The organism is Streptomyces sp. NPDC057438, assembly GCF_042802995.1.
Taxonomy (GTDB): Bacteria; Actinomycetota; Actinomycetes; order Streptomycetales; family Streptomycetaceae; genus Streptomyces.
On the sequence record NZ_JBHVDD010000037.1, the window covers coordinates 37549 to 53244 of the forward strand.

Genomic DNA, 15696 nt, shown 5'->3' on the forward strand with positions numbered 1-15696 from the left:
GCCGGCTCTTCCTGGGGCGTCCACAAGCCATCCACGCTCTGTTCGGGTCAGCCAGAAGCACGCCGCAAGCCGGCTTCGCCGCCCGTAGGCGGCCGATCCCCGTCCTGGATCCACTCGCCTGGCCCAAGGAGTGAGGCCGAGGACGGCAGGCGGGGCATGCGTAACAGCGGCGCCCTGTGTGCTGATGGAACTCCAGGAACGAGGTGGCTTGGGCGTGTGGACAAGGACATCGAAACCGTGGCGGAGGGCAGTCCTCTTCCTCGTGATGGGCTGTCTCGCGGCGATGTGGGGGGCGACAGGATGTGGCAGTACCGAGGGCGAGTACAACCCACCGGGTGCCAACGCCCGTGTGGGACCGGTCCTGATCCGGTACGCGCATATCGCCGAACCTCCCGACGGCCCGTGGAAGCCGGGTGACGACGCCCCGTTCTATCTCTGGTTGTTCAACCAGGGACAACGCGAGGACAGGCTGCTCGGTGCGGAGACGGCCGTCGCACGATCCGTGGACATCGTGGACGCGGACGGCACTGTGCGAGGTCCGGTGGACGTGCCCAGCGGGAGACTGGTCGAGCTGGAGAAGGGGCGCACCCACCTGCTGCTCAGGGATCTGCGCCAGCAGATCCGGGGCGGGGATTACGTGTGGATCACCTTGCGCTTCGAACGAGCCGGCGAAATCGCACTGCAGGTGCATTCCCAGATCCCCACCTATGTCGACGACGACGCGACCGACGCACCAGGACTGACATCCCCTTCACCGGATGAATGACGCCGGCAAGGCAGATCGCCGGCTATGAAGACCGGAGAACGGTGGGCACGGCGAAGTCGTCGTGCCCACCTCCTACTTCGCCGGTCCGCGCGGACAGCAGAGACCTACACCGTCCGCGTTTCCCTCCTTCACCACGCTCGTTACCCATGTCGGTCGTGCCCGCAGCGCATCAGGGAGGCGGAGGTGGGAGCACTGAGGTTGAGGCGGAAGCGACCAGCCCCACCGCAATCCAGCCGGCGTCGCGTGGCGGTCACCGCCATGTACGGTCTTGGGCTTTCAGCTCTGACGCTCGCCGCCGTGTGGCTGCCGGTGCGCATCACTCCGCTGCAACCGGGGTCAGCGGCCGGCCAGACGGTGCGGGTCGGCGTCGCGGATGACGGCAGGGTGGATCCGCACGGTGCGGCTCTGTACCACCGGCTGGAGTACGTTCCCTTCCAGAACTTGGACCAGGAGCACCACCCCGAGTACCCACAGCGCGATGGCGAGCCCCCGGTCGGCGAGCGCGACGAGTACCGCCGCGGCCCCCGAGATCAAGGCGCCGATGTAGGGCACGTAGGCGCCGATGAAGACGATCGCGCCGGGGCCCGAAAGCAACCCGGCACACGCAGGATCAGCAGGCCGATGGTGATGAAGACAGCGTCGATGAGCGCCACCACGGTGGTGCCCCGCATGACCCGACTCCTTCGAAGGCCCGCCGGGCCATCGCCTCGACCGTGTCGGTGCTGCCGCCCGGGACGAGCGCGCGCAGGGTGCCGGCGGCCCGGTCGGAGTCACGCAGGAAGAACAAGACCAACAGCGGGGCCAGCACTGCCGTGCCGAGGACCTGGACGGCGAGGCCGACCCCGGTAGCGACGCCGGACGCTGGCGCCCCACCGAACCTGCCCAACAGGTCCAGGGCGTCATCGGCGAGATCCTCCAGTGACGTGCCGGGCGCACCGAGCTGATCGGCCAGCTGCCGCACTGCTCTTCCCCATCGCGGCGGGAATCGCGAATCCGATCCCTGGTGCCGCACTGTCGTCCCGCCCCGGATCCCTGGCCGCCAGCGCCGGAATGCCGATCACCTCACTGTCCGGATTGACCAACGCGCCCCGCTGATGCCCGGGTTGATCAAAGCCGAGGTCTGCACCATGTTGGCGATCGTCACCGCAGGGCGCCGCCGCCCCCGCGGCTCTCGCTCACGGTGCGGCCGACTGCTGAGACGACGCCTTGAGTGACGCTGCTGGGACAGGCCCAGCGGCGATCCCATGGCCAGGACGATCTGCCCCACTGCCACCTTCGACGAGTCGCCGAGCGTCGCAGGCTTCACGCCGGCCGGGATCTGGTCCAATTTCCACTGCCTGCAGGCCTGGATGAGGGGCCCGCGAGCGCCAGCGGAGGCGGAGCATCAGCATGGCCGCGTCGTCGTGCAGCGGGCCGCTGACGTGCTGGAGCAGGTGCTGGCGCAGCACCCGAAGCGGCACAGCCGGCCCTGCCGCAGCGCCTGCCAGTCCGGTCGGGAAGTGAACCGGAGTCAGCGCGAGGTCTCCCCTTCGATCAGGGCACAGGTCCTTCCCGCAGCAGGTCTCCGTCCCCGCCGCGTCGGGGCAGGAAGCCCGGCCGCCGCACACAGCGCCAGGTGCCCTCTGATGGCACTGTGGCGTTATGGACGGCTCCTGGTTGACCCTCATCCTCGTTGCCGCGCTGATCGTGCTGAATGCACTGTTCGCCGGGACTGAGATCGCGATGATCTCCCTGCGGGAGAGTCAGGTAAGACGCCTGGGCCGCAGTGAGGGAGCCTCTGCCGCTCGGCTGGTGCGCCTGACGGAGGACCCCAATCGGTTCCTGGCCACCATCCAGATCGGCATCACCCTGGCGGGATTCCTGGCCTCGGCCACCGCAGCGGTGTCGCTGGCCGAGCCCCTGATGCCCGTTCTGGGCTTCGCCGGGCGGGCCGCCGAGCCGCTGGCGATCGCCCTGGTGACCTTGATCCTCACCTTTGTGACCCTGGTGGCGGGCGAACTCGCGCCCAAGCGTCTGGCCATGCAGTACGCACAACGGTGGGCCCTGCTGGCCGCCACGCCCCTGGACGTGCTGGCCACCGCCTCCCGTCCGGCCGTATGGGCCCTGAGCCGGACGACCGACCTGGTCGTCCGGCTGCTCGGCGGCAACCCGCGCGAGAAGGAGCAGCCTCCCAGCCCCGAAGAACTGCGCGACATGGTCGTCAGCCACCGGGGACTGACCACTGAACAGCGCACCATCATCTCCGGCGCCCTGGAGATCCACGAGCGCCCCTTGCGTGCCGTCCTCATCCCGCGCCGCTCGGTCTTCACCCTGCCCGACGACATGCCGGCCGCCCAGGCCCGCCTCGACCTGGCCCACTCCGGGCACTCCCGCGCCCCGGTCCTTCGAGCCGGCCAGATCGACGAGGTCATCGGCATCGTTCACCTGCGCGACCTCATTACCAGTGAGGACAGCACCTCGGTCGCCGATCTCGCCCAGGCCACGCCCTTCTTCTCCGACTTCATGAAGGTCTCCGAGGCGTTGCGGCGCCTGATGGCCGCCCGCCAACAGTTCGCCGTCGTCGTAGACGAGCACGGCTCTGTCGGGGGCATCGTGACCATCGAGGATCTCTTGGAGGAGATCGTCGGCGAGATCTACGACGAGACCGACAGCGACGTGATGACCGTGCACACGCAACGCGATGGATCTCTGGTCCTGCCCGGCAGCTTCCCCCTCCACGACCTGCCCGACATCGGGGTCGACGTCGGCGACCTCGACCATCCCCCGTACACGACGATCGCCGGCCTCGTCCTGGCCCGATTGGGGCATCTGCCGCAGCGTCCTGGGGACAGCATCCAGCTCGCGGACTGGACCATCGAGATCACCGGCATACACCGGCACGCCATCACGACCGTCCGTCTCCTACCGCCCCGACCGCGCTAGCCTTGCACCCGCACGTCCCTGCATGAGCCCTCATGAGGGCTCGGGCTACAGCACCCGTCACTCGTCGGCTCCCCGGACACGAAGGCCCTTCTGCCCTTCTGCACCAGCTGGGAGGGGACAGCCTTTGGCGCTCACCGTTGCTCCACGCCGCGCCGCCCCTCGCTTCCCGTCCTCAGAGGCATGGCGGCTGGTACCAGCGACGGGACGCGGCCATAGCCCAGGACCTCCGACCGGGGTGCAGGCCCGCGCGTTCCCTTTGCGGCAACGCAAGGGGGTCAGGGGTGATCCTTGGTCCTGATGCGCTCGGGGGTTTCAAGGTACTCAGATCCTCCTCTTTGAAGAGCTTGTATGTGCTGTAGAAGAGGGAAGCGGCGAAGCCTTACAGGACAGCGGTGAAACGGCTCACCACGGCGACGCCGAGGGAGAGGAAGACGGCGCGGAAGACCAGGGGCGCCGATGACGCCGAAGAACAGCACACGGTGCTGGTAGGCGCGGGGGACCTTGGAGTAGGCGAAGATCACCGCGAAGACGAACTGGTCGTCGACCGACAGGCTCTTCTCCAGCAGCCAGGCGGTGGTGTACTCCGTTCCCGCCGCGGTGCCGAGGACGGCGAAGACGACACCGCCGAAGAGTAGCGCGAGGCCGACCCACAAACGCTCCAGGCCGCCTCCTCCTCGAACCCGATGACATGCGCCACGCGGTGGGCCAGCATGCCCACCGTCAGCGACACACCGGCAACTCCCTCTTCCCGAACCGCGGAGTCGCGAACACTGACCGTCACGGGCATCCGAGCGTGCAGCCGACGGTACGACCGGCCTGCGGTAGCGCCGGTTGAGGCGGTGCGAGAGTCTGGAAGAGCAGGACGCCGGGCTGTTGCCCCCGCGTCGAGGCCGTGGCAAGGAGGGCGCAGCGTGCTGCCCAGGCGGGTCGTGGTGGGAGTGGACGGCTCACCCTCCGCGTTGGCCGCAGTGGAGGCCGCGGCACGAGAGGCGCTGATCAGGAGGGCGGAGCTGCGCGTCGTGCATGCCTTCGTCTGGCCCGCCATGCACGTTCCGCCGGGCGGATCGCCGCTGGGACCGCCCACGGGGGGCGTACGGGAATCCATCTCCCATCTGCTCTCCGAAGCCGTCGAACGAGCCCTGGCCGCTGCACCCGGGGTAGTGGCCGACCGCGCGGTCATCGCGGGCGAGGCCGTCACAGCCCTGGAAACGGAGTCGAAGACGGCGCAGCTGATCGTGGTGGGCCACCGCGGCTCGGGCGGTTTCGCCGGGCTGCTGCTGGGGTCGACGTCGGTCCACCTGGCCGCTCACAGCCACTGCCCGGTGATGGTGGTGCGGGACCAGATGGCGGCGGAGGGCCCGGTGCTGGTGGCGGTGGACGATACTCCCCACAACCGGGGAGCGATCACGTTCGCCTTCGAAGAGGCTTCGCTGCGTGGCACGGGCCTGGTGGCGCTGCACGTCTGGGGGACATGGAGTGACCACGGAGACGCCCGCCCGATGGACCTGGTGGACCTGATCGGTGACGTGGAGACTCTTCAGGCACACGAGGAGAGGCTCCTGGACGAGGCCCTGTCGGGGCACCGGGAGGAGCACCCCGAGGTGACTGTACGTACGCGTGCCGTGCGAGGCCGTACGCGGCCCACCCTGATCGAGGCGAGTCGTGGCGCCCAGCTGATGGTGGTCGGCGCGCGCGGGCGTGGCGGATTCACCGGACTGCTGCTGGGCTCGGTCAGTCAGGCCATGCTCCATCATGCGCACTGTCCGGTCACCGTGGTGCGCTCCGGCCGAATATGACGCCAGCCCATAGGGGGCCACGTACCTGTGCGGAAGAAGCTCGCCTGCTGGGGCAGGCGGACTGCGAGCCCCGGGTACCCCGATCCCCCTGGCCCTATGATCCGCCGAACGCGGCGGTGATCCCCGAACGAGGATCTCCCACCACGCCGATACGCTGCCTGACCGGCACGACAGGCCGGCCAGCACACCGATAGCGACGCCGATCACGAGGGCGCGGACAATGCCGGAGATGGCCCGTGCAAGCGGGCACCGGCGCATAGTGGCTGAGCCCCATGCTCGACGGCACCATCTTGAAGACGTTCGACGGCGGGCTGTAGTCCAGCTCCTGTACGTCGGCGGGGATGACGATCGCGGTGACGGTGCGCTTGGCGTACGCGGTGCGCATCGCCTCGATGAGGTTCGGCGGCTGCTCCGCACCATCGACGTCTCGCAGAAGTCCGAGGCCACGTCGTTGTACAAGTTCTGCAGGTCGACTTCCTGTTGGTACGAGCCGCCCATCGCACTGCGGTTGGTCTGTCCGACCAGCGCGACCACGGGAACATGGTCGAGCTTGGCGTCGCACAGGCTGCCGGAGAACTTCGCGTACCCCACAGTCTGGAAGGCGGACATCTCCACGCCGGGGCTGAACGAACCGTGGGTGGTTGTCGGTGCGCCCCCATGCCGTCAGCAGACCGTTGATGCCATCCGGCATAGGCGAAGGCCGTCGACCTCCCACTCACGCAACCGCGGGAGGATGTAGTCGGATACCTTCATGCGCCGTCGGCCCCTTCCGCCTCCGCTGATGCACACCCGCTCCGCCCGGGCGTAGCCATCCTGAGGGCTTGACGGGTTGCCTCCCGGCGACACCGGCGCACATGTCACTGCACCCGTCCGCCGCTGCCACAGGTCCTGCCGGCGGCGCCCCGCTCGTGCCGCGGCGGCTGAGACCCGACGGCCCGCCGATGACCGTGAGCTCGCAGCGGCGCGTTCAGCGTTCGGAGTCCTCATCGCGCTCGGGCCGGTCGGGTTCGTGGATGGGGGTGCCCTCGCGCGCGAGGCGGTCCGCCAGTTCGTCGCGGAGCAGCAGGTCACGGTCGAGGCCGTGGGTGCGGTAGGCGGTGCGGCCGATGATCTGGCTGGTGATCGGAGCGGTGAGCAGCTGAAAGAGGGCGACGAGCAGCAGGACGGGGGCATGGCGCGCGGGCGCTTGCGCGGCCGCTCCGACCAAGGTGAGCAGCAGGCCGAGGGCCTGGGCCTTGGCGGCGGCGTGGAGACGGCTCACGGTGTCCGGGAAGCGGAGCAGGCCCAGGGCGCCGAGCAGGCAGAAGCCCGCACCGGTGAAAGCGTGGAACGTCCGCGACCACGACGGAGGCCCAGCGTCGCCAGGCACGGAGTGTGGCCTCGAGACCGGTGTCAGCTGAGGGATACCGGCTGGCAGAGGTATCCCGGCGCAACCGCACGGCCAGCTCCTGCCCGGCGCGGAGCGTCAACGCCCACTCCGGCAGTGTCGCGGGACGAGCAGCAGGTCGATTGCCCGGCCGACGATGCGTGACGAGCCATTAGCCGGGCCGCGCGCACCGATCATGCTCCGGCCATTGGCCACGGTCCCAGTGCCCTGGCTGGCGGCAGAGCCCTCCATGCCCTTCAGGAAACCCCGCATGCGCGAGCTTCTGCCGGCGCCGGTAACCGTGCCGGCTCGGCAGTGGGCGTCTACCCGGTTCCCCACACTCAGGTATCTTCGCCCAACGCAAGGTGGGTGGTCAGACCGGCCCGGTCCGCAGCGGCCCGGAGCACCGCGCTGGCCCTGGTGAACAGCACCTCGATATCCGCCAGTGGCAGGGTCTGGCGAATGCCCAGCAACGTGTAGAGCCCTGCCGAATCGCAGAACGTGATACCCGACAGGTCCAGCACCAGCAAGCCTTCGTTGGAGCGGGCAGCGAGTACAGCCAGATCCTCACGGAGTCCAGGCGCGGTGTCGGCATCGAGCTCTCCCGCGAGGTGCAACTCCAGTCGCGGCGGGAGGCGCCCTTCGAATTCCCGGCGAACGGACAGTCTCCACAACGACGCATGGGGCCCTTGGAGCAGGGTCGGCTCATCGCCGCTCACCGGCGCGGCGGCGGCCGTCTCATCATCTTGTGGGGTGCTCTGAGGCGGTGGCATCGACTTCCCGGGACAGCTCGGCGACGGTTGCCGACCAGACTTCCCGGCGCTCCAGGAAGCACGTACGACGACGCCTCCACGCCGCAATCTTTGCACAGGGCAAAGGCTGGCATCAACCGCCCACGAGAACTTTCGGAGCACCGCGGAGACCGGCGCCTCCGGCGGCCGTCCGGCTGCCCGCAGGGACGCGGTCCGCGCGTAGCAGACAACACCTTCAGGAAAGGCCAGGTTGCGCACTAGACAGCGGGCGGCACGACCTTCCACAACCAGGGCATCGTCGGGCCGGGGATACCTCCAGCAACCGCAGCCACTCGTGCGGGACGGCTGGCTTCAACAGCGCATCGACCGGGTTGGCCACCCACACAGGGACTCCCTAGCCCTCCGTCACCCTGGTCGCCGAAGAACACGAAGGCGGTTCCCTCACCGCACGCGTGCCGGATGACGCGGCACCCCTGCCGCGAAACGAGCATATGACTTCGCCGACGCGCCGACACCCCTCTGAGACCAACCAGATTCAGCACGAATGGGTGTCGCCCTACTACGTTGCCGCAGGTCAGCGCGGACCACGCCGAATCACCGAGACACCCATCCCAGGCACACTGCAAATTTTACCCAGCGCAATGATTGATCCGCCGATCTCATCCGTACCCCCTGGCGACCCAGCCGCACGGCGAGTCCGCCGCACCATGCCGGACTCGCCGGAGCGGCCACCCCCTGCCAGGAGCCGCCATGCGCCGTACGTGGAATCTCGGAACGATCTTTCTGAGCGGCGGTCTGCTGCTGACCGTCGCCGTGCTCGCCTACCCCGCCCTGCTGGGAGTCGAGAAAGCAGCCACAGGTTCGGACCGGATCATCGCCAACACCCGGTACGGCCCCCTGACGGAGGCCGACCGGGACTTCGTCATCAAGGTCCGCGCCGCGGGACTGTGGGAGTACCCGCTGGGCGAGATGGCCATGGAGCGCGGTACGACGCCGGAGATGAAGGAGGCCGGCGAGCATCTGGTCGTCGGGCACGCGGGTCTCGACGAGATGTGCCGCAAGATCGCTCCAGAGCTGAACATCACGCTCAACAACCAGGCGAGCCCGCAACAGGAGCAGTTCGTGGCAACCGTCGACGCGGCCACCGGCAAGGAGTTCGACTCCACCGCGGTGCAGATCATGCGCGTCACGCACGGCCAGATCTTTCCGACCATCGCCAAGATCCGCGCCAGCACGCGGAACACCCTCGTGCGCCAGTTGGCCGACCTCGCCAACGACACCGTGCTCGACCACATCACCGTGCTGGAGAAGACCGGCCTGGTCAACCACGACCAGGTCAACTACCAGCAGACCAACCCGCCCAAACTCCCCAGCGAACAGGCCACCCCACCCGTGCCTCAGCCCGGCGCACCGATGGTCGTCCTGACCCCCCGCCCGGACCTCGATGTGAAAACCACCGCCCCGACACCCGGCGCGTCGCCGACGCCGTCGCCGTCGGGGTGACGCGGCCGCCGGTTCACCGCGCCGGCCTCGTCCTCAATCGGCCGGAGGACGCGGCCACGTCTCGGTCGCCGTAGGGGCGGGGAGCAGCCGGAAGGAGCGCACGGCCGCGACCCCGCACCCGGCAACCAGCGCGCAGGCCAGGGCGGCGACGCCGACCAGTCGGCCGTGCTCCCCGTCTGGGGCCACGCCGCGCGGCGGGACCCTCCCTTCGTAAACGATCGCGAGCCCATCCCCCGGCCGGGTCGACCGCCCACAGCCCCGCCAGATCCTCCTACTGAGACCGACCCCTCGGGACGGGCCACCGAGCACAGGTAGCGGCCGTCCCGGGCGCCCTCGCCGGGCCCACCCTCGACCGAGGTCACCACTACCGGTTGCGCCCGGCCCCGCTGCTCAGCAGCAGTCCCGCAGTCCCACGGCGACCTGCAGAGTCCGAAGTGCCAGGCATACCCCGAGCACCACGACGATCCCGACGAGCGCCCGTCCGGCGCCGGTGACGAGCAGATGCACGCCCAGCGCGACGGCGGTCACCAGCCCCGCCCCACCGCTGGCGAGGGCCGGCCGCCGACTCCACGATAGGCGCCCTCAGGCGCCGCGCGCGGCCGCCGTGTCCACCCATCCCAGCGGATACAACTCCGGGTCGTCCGACACCGGGGCCAAGGGCTCGCCACCCGCCTCGTTGAACGCGGTGAGCGCCCCGACGAGAGCCGCCCGCTGCTCCGACCCGAGCCTCCCGACGATCCCCGCGATCTCGGCACGACGCCTCGCGGTGACGTCCGAGACGGTGCGCCGCCCCTCGTCCGTGAGCTGGAGCATGGTCTCGCGGCGATTGTCGGGGTTGACCTGACGGTCGGCGAGCCCGGCGGCGATCAGGCGGTCCACCATGCGCATCGCGGTGGAGGGCGCCACCTGGAGCAGGTCCGCGAGCACGACCAACTTCGTGGCACCACGAGTGGACAGCACCACCAGCATGCGGAACTGCGGAAGCGTCACCCGTTCCTCCACCTCGGCCAGAGAGCGCGCCGAGACCGCCACGAGCAGCCGTGACGCGGTCAGCACCGCACGAGTGACCACATCAACATCATCCATGTCCCCCAGGGGGGCCCTGTGTTCCGCCATGCTCCCTTTCTACGCGCCGAAGCGTCCGCACACTCAATCGGCCCGAGCAGGTTCTCCCATTCCATGACCGTGATACCGCAGCAGGAGCATCGCGGCGTCGTCGTGCGGCGGCCCGGACGAGTGCCGCACCACGTCTTCGCGCAACGCGTCCAGCGCACTGTGCGGGTCGGCCGCCTTCAGCAGGTACGCCCGGTCGGCGAGCGGGAAGAACGAGCCGTGCTCGTCGCGGGCCTCGGTGACACCGTCGGTGTACAGCAGCAGCTGCTCGCCGGGGTGGAACGCCACCGGGTACGGCTTGGGACCCTCGTTTCCATGGGCGCCCAGCCCCAGGGGCAACGCGTAGGAGGGCGGCTGCGGGAAGTCGGCGGTGCCGTCCCGGCGCAGGCGCAGTGGGGCAGGATGGCCGTAGTTGAGGAACACGGCCTCGCGGTCGGAGCCGATCTCGGCGAGGATCGCGGTGACGAACTTCTCCCCCTCCAACTCCCGGGCCACACTGCGCTCCAGCCGCTCACCTAGCCCCACCAGGTCGGGTTCGTCATGGGCGGCCTCCCGGAAGGCGCCGAGTACCACGGCGGCCGTCTCGACCGCGGCCAGCCCCTTGCCCTGGACATCGCCGACGATGACCCGGACGCCGTGCGGGGAGGCGACCACCTCGTAGAGATCGCCCCCGATTCGGGCCTCGGCGACGGCGGAGGTGTACGACACCGCCACCTGCAGCGGTCCCGCCGTCAGAGGCACGGGCCGCAGCAGCACCCGCTGGGCGACCTCGGCGATCGAGCGGACGCCGGCCAGCTCCGTCTCCCGGCGCGAGCGCATCACGGCGGCCGCGATACCCACACCGGTGACACCTGCCACCGACCCGATGGCTGCGAAACCCCGGCTCTCCTCGAACAGCCCGTTGTACAGACCGAGTGCCACGCACAGCAGCAGCGCCACCACGCCGATCACGGCAGTACGCCGCCATCCTCCGACCAGCCCGGAGAAGGCCGGCCCGAGCGACACCAGCGGCAACAATCCCACCCCGGGCCCGGCCACGACGTCCACCCCCGTCACCACGGCCATCACCGCGACCGGCATCCAGGACAGCAACGTGCCGGTCGACGGCGGCTCCTTCATGGTCATGGCGTACTCCAGCGGTGTCGCGGCACTGGAGAGCCGCCCTGCCCAGACGCCCCTCCCCAACCTTTAGGCTATGCAAGGGTTGCCGCGATGGCACGGCTCTCGCTCCGGCCCTTTACCCAATCGATGCCGAGAGCCGACATTCCCCGGACCTGGAGGCGACGATGCAGCAACCTGGAACCAGCAACCCCCAACTCCCTGCCGGATGGCGGCGCTTCGCCCTACGCCTGCCGATCCTGCTGTTCCGCGCCGGCCTGGGACCGGTCTTCGGTAGACGGTTCCTGTTGCTGCACCACACCGGTCGCGTCACCGGAGCCGACCGCCATGTGGTCCTGGAGGTAGTGGCCCGCGATCCGGCGGGGGGCAGCTGGACGGTGGCGTCCGGCTACGGACCGACGGCGGACTGGTACCGCAACCTGCGCCGCCGGCCGCAGACCGTCGTCCAGGTGAGGAACAGTCACTACGCGGTCGACGCGCGGTTCCTCCCCCCGGAAGAAGGGGCCGAGATCATGGCCCACTACGCGATACGGCATCCGCGGATTGCCCGCCGTCTATACGCGTTCATGGGCCTGCCCGTGGACGGCACCGAAGCATCGTTCCGCGAGGCGGGCAGGGTCATCCCGTTCGTACGGCTCGACGTCAGCGGACACCACCGGCACTGACCGGCGCAGCAAGTTCGAGACGCCTTGCACGAACCACCGTCTGCGCGGCTCGGCAGGCATCCCGGGCGAACAGGGACAGAAGCGGCAGCCGGACTGTTCTCGAAAGTCGTTCAGAGTGTCGTCGACGGGATCGTTTGGCCCGCATCACGATCATCCGCAGACCGAGGCCCACGGGCCAGACGTCCACGGAGCCGCATGCACGTCGTCCACCAGCACTGACGTTCCCACTCGCAGGCCGTTGCCTGGAGGGTGTGCTCGCCCTCTTGGGCGCCGATCAGTGCCTGCTCTCCGCCGCCCCGGCTTGGGCCCGACAGGTGCCCCAGGGCAAGAACCGCGGCGCTGCGCGTGCACGACTACGGCCGCGGGGAGGCTCCTGCGCTGCGCGTGCACGACTACGGCCGCAGGGAGGCTCCTGCGCGGCACCAGGTCGTCGTCGGGCCAGGGCGATCTTCCGAAGAGCGCCGTGAGGATCATGCCGAGCACCCCGATGATGGCGAGGGCTACGCCGACCCTCCAGCGCCAGTCGACCCGTCCGACGTCGTCATCACCACGGTCGATGCCATTCCCGCCGGAGTCCTGGCTGTCCGTGTTGTGACTGTCGGAGATACCGCTCTCGGAGCCGCCCTCCTTGTCGGGAAACTGCTGGTTCAGTGTTCCGCCCGAGACGGAAGATCACACCGCGCTCGCACTCGGGCGCGATCTTCACGGCGGCCATCAGCAGCAGGAGCAGCACGACCGCGCCGACGATGATGCCGAGCAGGCTTGCGCTCATGGTCCGTCCTCCTGTTCGGTGTCCTGCTCCACCAAGGGATCGGTGGGCTCGGCTGGTTCGACGATCAGGTCCAGACCGTCCTGGTCCACCACGCGTACGTGTTGGCCCTCGGTGACCGGGGTGTCACGGCCGCGGACGGTCCACCGCGCCCCTTCGAGCAGCACCTGTCCGCTGCCACCCTGGGCACGGCGTACGACCGCCACACGATCCAGCAACGTTTGCTGCCCGGTCGTCGGCGCCGCCTGCCTGGCCCGCCAGGCCAGTCGCCCCGCGAAGACCGAGCCGCTTCCCACTACCAGGGCCGTCGGCCACAGCACCGCGGGATCCACACCGAGCTCACCGCGGAACATCAGCACTCCGGCGAACACCAGGGCGACAGTTCCCCCAGCGGCGAAGATCCCCACCCCCGGGGTGAACACTTCCGCCACGAACAGGGCGGCGGCCAGGGCTAGCAGCAGCCCTCCGACATTGAAGGGCAACATGCTGAGCGCGACGAATCCCAGGACGGGCAGGACGACGCCGATGACCCCGGCGAAACCCATGCCCGGGCTGGCCAACTCGTAGATCACGGTCAGTGTGCCGAGCGACAGGAAGAGGTAGGCCAGCTCCGGGCTCGCCAGCCACTGCCGCAGCTCGCCGAAGAACCCGAGCCCGTGCTCCACGGCCCGTGCTCCCGCCGTGTGCAGCACGACCTCGCGCTCCGCGCCCTGGGGGCCGACCGCGACCCGGCGGCCGTCCACCTCGGCGAGCAGAGCATCACGGGACGATGCCACGACATCCACGACGTCGAGACGTACAGCCTCCTGGTCGGACACGGCTCTTCCGTCGCGGACCATGTCCCGGGCGAAGTCGGTGCTCCGGCCGCGCTGCTCAGCGATCGACACCGAGAAGGCCACCGCGTCGTTGACCACCTTCTCGCTCGCCTCTTCCCCCTGCCCCGTCACGGGCGTGCCCGCCCCGATGTGGGTACCGGGCGCCATGGCGGCGACGTGCGAGGACAGCGTGATATATGCGCGAGGCACTCCTGAGAGGACCCCGGCATCGATCTCCCGCGCGATCAAGCAGCATTATCGACAGAACATCATAAATGCCCGAACTCTGACGCCCGTCGCAGTACCGGCCGCAACGAGTGCGCGACCTCCGGGATCGGCTTGCGTACTGTCCTCGCATGCGGGTCGGGCGGCCAGATCCATGTCCTCACGTCCGACGTCACCCATCTGTCCGACAGAGCAGCGCCGCGAATGAGTGAGGACGGTTTCAGAGCACTCGTGCCGGGTGAGTACTGGTGGTGACGGTCAGCGGTCTCCACTGATGGTGCCCGTGGTCGGACGTCACCGACAGCAGCGTCATCCATGGCCGCTCGGTCCCTCCTCGCCGCTTCCGCGTGCGGCACGTCATGGCTCGTACTCCCCTAGACCTCACTCGATCAGACACTCCCAGAGGCCCATGTCTTCCCCAGCCGCCGACCCGCTTCGGACACGCGATGCCGCCGCCGTCGCCGAGCCGCCCTCGGACCATCTCGACGCCCTGTTGCGCGCGATATCCGATCAGCGGCCGGGACCGCAGCCGGCCGCCCTCCGTGATCAGGTCATCCGCCTGCTTGTGCCGCTTGCCCGCCGCGTGGCCCGCCGGTTCCAAGGGCACGGGGAGGATTTCGACGACCTCGTTCAGGTCGCGTCCCTCGGGCTGGTCAAGGCCGTCGACGGCTACGATCCGGCGCGGGGGCACGCCTTCTTGTCCTACGCGATTCCCACCATCACCGGTGAGCTCAGGCGCCACTTGCGCGACCGCACCTGTGCCGTTCGGTTGCCCCGGTCCCTCCGGGAGGCGAGCGCCCACGTCTTCCAGGCCGTCGAGGACCTCGAACAGCGGCTCGGCGGACGTTCGCCCACCACCAGACAGATCGCCGAGCACACGGGGCTCGAACATGGCCAGGTGCTCTCCGCACTGCGTACGGCGCACGAATGCCGTCTGCGCTCCCTGGAGGAGCCGATGGTGCATGACCAGGCCTCCCCTCTCGCCTGCCTGATCGGCGCCGAGGACACCGCTCTCGGCCGCGTCGTGGACACCCTGCCCCTGGCGTCCTTGATGAAGCGGTTGCCAGAGCAGGGCCACCAAGTCCTCTACCTGCGTTTCTACCGGGAGCAAACCCAACGGCAGATCGCGGACGTCATCGGTGTCTCCCAGATGCAGGTCTCCCGCATACTGCGTCGCTGCTTCGACCGGCTCACGGAGGGGTTTCTGGGGACAGGACCGTTTCCGGTACGTTCGGAGAACGAGCGCCGGACGGTCGGTCACCGGGCCGCCCGGTCCACGCACGCAGGCAGTTGCCCTGACCAGGCCGCAACGGTGTGCTCTGCGGAGCCCGTCCCAGCGCGGTTGGGGGGTCAGTGCTGCGGCTTCCGGGAGACCGGGCCCTGTCGTCGGCAGGAAACGGGCCGCACTTGCATGCGGGCCCTTGGTCTCTCGTCCGCGCCCTGCCTCCGCCATGGGGTGTGGTCCCACGCGCATGGCACGCCGGTCGTTTCTGCGAGACGTGCGGAGAGCCTCGGCGGCCGGTACCGCCGCTCCCGTCCATGCCACGGACACCGGCGAAGTCGCCCGACCCCCTCCCCTTGCACGCGGTGGCGACGCCCCGGTGACCGTCCAGCCGCCCGCCGCACCGAGACGGTTCCCGGACCGCTCACATGCCGCGAGGGAACCATGCGCCTTCCGGGCCAGAGGAGCGCCCCCCGTGTTCGATGGAAGTGCGACGCCTTCTACGGCCCCGAAGCCCGGCTCTTCATCGGCCGCCGCCCTGCCCGTCCCGCGCTTCCGCTGTCCCGGCCCGCCGGTGTCAGCGACCGACGACGGTCTTGCCGGCATGCAGGGCGGCAGCGGTCGCCAGGCTGACACGTTCCGCCGTATCGGAACGCCGGCTAC

Annotated in this window: 12 protein-coding genes and 4 pseudogenes; 6 read left to right on the plus strand and 10 right to left on the minus strand. The window is 69.4% G+C overall.

Annotation, left to right across the window (positions count from 1 at the left end; genetic code table 11):
• The first annotated feature begins 349 nt into the window (after window positions 1–349).
• Complete coding sequence (locus tag ACFU5F_RS21255; protein ID WP_383889443.1) at window positions 350–766, plus strand: copper chaperone PCu(A)C; 417 nt, start codon at window positions 350–352, stop codon at window positions 764–766.
• A 372-nt stretch (window positions 767–1138) separates the two neighbouring features.
• Here the strand turns inward: ACFU5F_RS21255 and ACFU5F_RS21260 are convergent.
• A pseudogene (locus ACFU5F_RS21260) lies at window positions 1139–1727 on the minus strand (AI-2E family transporter); the annotation flags it as partial.
• A pseudogene (locus ACFU5F_RS21265) lies at window positions 1666–2096 on the minus strand (S1C family serine protease); the annotation flags it as partial. The pseudogenes ACFU5F_RS21265 and ACFU5F_RS21260, both read right to left, overlap by 62 nt.
• Window positions 2097–2407: 311 nt before the next feature.
• On the opposite strand from ACFU5F_RS21265, the gene ACFU5F_RS21270 reads away from it, so the two are divergent.
• Complete coding sequence (locus tag ACFU5F_RS21270; RefSeq protein ID WP_383889445.1) at window positions 2408–3688, plus strand: hemolysin family protein; 1281 nt, start codon at window positions 2408–2410, stop codon at window positions 3686–3688.
• Window positions 3689–4070: 382 nt separating this feature from the next.
• Here the strand turns inward: ACFU5F_RS21270 and ACFU5F_RS21275 are convergent.
• Window positions 4071–4475 (minus strand): annotated as a pseudogene (locus tag ACFU5F_RS21275) (hypothetical protein); the annotation flags it as partial.
• 124 nt (window positions 4476–4599) lie between these two features.
• Between ACFU5F_RS21275 and ACFU5F_RS21280 the strand changes: the two are divergent.
• The gene (locus ACFU5F_RS21280; RefSeq protein ID WP_383889448.1) at window positions 4600–5484 is read left to right on the plus strand and encodes a universal stress protein; all 885 of its coding nucleotides are present in this window, start codon (window positions 4600–4602) and stop codon (window positions 5482–5484) included.
• 241 nt (window positions 5485–5725) lie between these two features.
• Here ACFU5F_RS21280 and ACFU5F_RS21285 read toward each other — a convergent pair.
• From ACFU5F_RS21285 to ACFU5F_RS21295, 3 genes and pseudogenes are all read right to left on the minus strand, one after another.
• A pseudogene (locus ACFU5F_RS21285) lies at window positions 5726–6237 on the minus strand (thiamine pyrophosphate-requiring protein); the annotation flags it as partial.
• Between the two features lie 214 nt (window positions 6238–6451).
• A complete protein-coding gene (gene mnhG / locus ACFU5F_RS21290; protein ID WP_383889451.1) occupies window positions 6452–6853 on the minus strand; it encodes a monovalent cation/H(+) antiporter subunit G in 402 nt (133 codons plus the stop codon).
• 338 nt (window positions 6854–7191) lie between these two features.
• Window positions 7192–7569 (minus strand): STAS domain-containing protein, encoded by a 378-nt coding sequence (locus tag ACFU5F_RS21295; protein WP_383889454.1) that lies wholly within the window; start codon window positions 7567–7569, stop codon window positions 7192–7194.
• A 783-nt stretch (window positions 7570–8352) separates the two neighbouring features.
• Between ACFU5F_RS21295 and ACFU5F_RS21300 the strand changes: the two genes are divergently transcribed.
• Window positions 8353–9105: a DUF4142 domain-containing protein gene (locus ACFU5F_RS21300; RefSeq protein ID WP_383889456.1), complete on the plus strand. Its 753-nt coding sequence runs from the start codon at window positions 8353–8355 to the stop codon at window positions 9103–9105.
• Between the two features lie 390 nt (window positions 9106–9495).
• Here ACFU5F_RS21300 and ACFU5F_RS21305 read toward each other — a convergent pair whose 3' ends face one another.
• The 3 genes from ACFU5F_RS21305 to ACFU5F_RS21315 all read right to left on the minus strand — a co-directional run bounded on the left by ACFU5F_RS21305 (window position 9496) and on the right by ACFU5F_RS21315 (window position 11343).
• The gene (locus tag ACFU5F_RS21305) at window positions 9496–9633 is read right to left on the minus strand and encodes a hypothetical protein (protein WP_383889459.1); all 138 of its coding nucleotides are present in this window, start codon (window positions 9631–9633) and stop codon (window positions 9496–9498) included.
• A 54-nt stretch (window positions 9634–9687) separates the two neighbouring features.
• On the minus strand, window positions 9688–10191 hold the full coding sequence (locus ACFU5F_RS21310) for a MarR family winged helix-turn-helix transcriptional regulator (RefSeq protein ID WP_383889461.1): 504 nt from the start codon (window positions 10189–10191) through the stop codon (window positions 9688–9690).
• Window positions 10192–10254: 63 nt separating this feature from the next.
• Complete coding sequence (locus ACFU5F_RS21315) at window positions 10255–11343, minus strand: PP2C family protein-serine/threonine phosphatase (RefSeq protein ID WP_383889464.1); 1089 nt, start codon at window positions 11341–11343, stop codon at window positions 10255–10257.
• A 161-nt stretch (window positions 11344–11504) separates the two neighbouring features.
• Here ACFU5F_RS21315 and ACFU5F_RS21320 point away from each other — a divergent pair, with 161 nt between their 5' ends.
• On the plus strand, window positions 11505–12002 hold the full coding sequence (locus ACFU5F_RS21320) for a nitroreductase family deazaflavin-dependent oxidoreductase (RefSeq protein WP_383889467.1): 498 nt from the start codon (window positions 11505–11507) through the stop codon (window positions 12000–12002).
• 768 nt (window positions 12003–12770) lie between these two features.
• Here the strand turns inward: ACFU5F_RS21320 and ACFU5F_RS21325 are convergent.
• On the minus strand, window positions 12771–13796 hold the full coding sequence (locus ACFU5F_RS21325; RefSeq protein WP_383889470.1) for a nodulation protein NfeD: 1026 nt from the start codon (window positions 13794–13796) through the stop codon (window positions 12771–12773).
• A 424-nt stretch (window positions 13797–14220) separates the two neighbouring features.
• On the opposite strand from ACFU5F_RS21325, the gene ACFU5F_RS21330 reads away from it, so the two are divergent.
• The gene (locus ACFU5F_RS21330; RefSeq protein ID WP_383889519.1) at window positions 14221–15666 is read left to right on the plus strand and encodes a sigma-70 family RNA polymerase sigma factor; all 1446 of its coding nucleotides are present in this window, start codon (window positions 14221–14223) and stop codon (window positions 15664–15666) included.
• Window positions 15667–15696 lie beyond the last annotated feature (30 nt).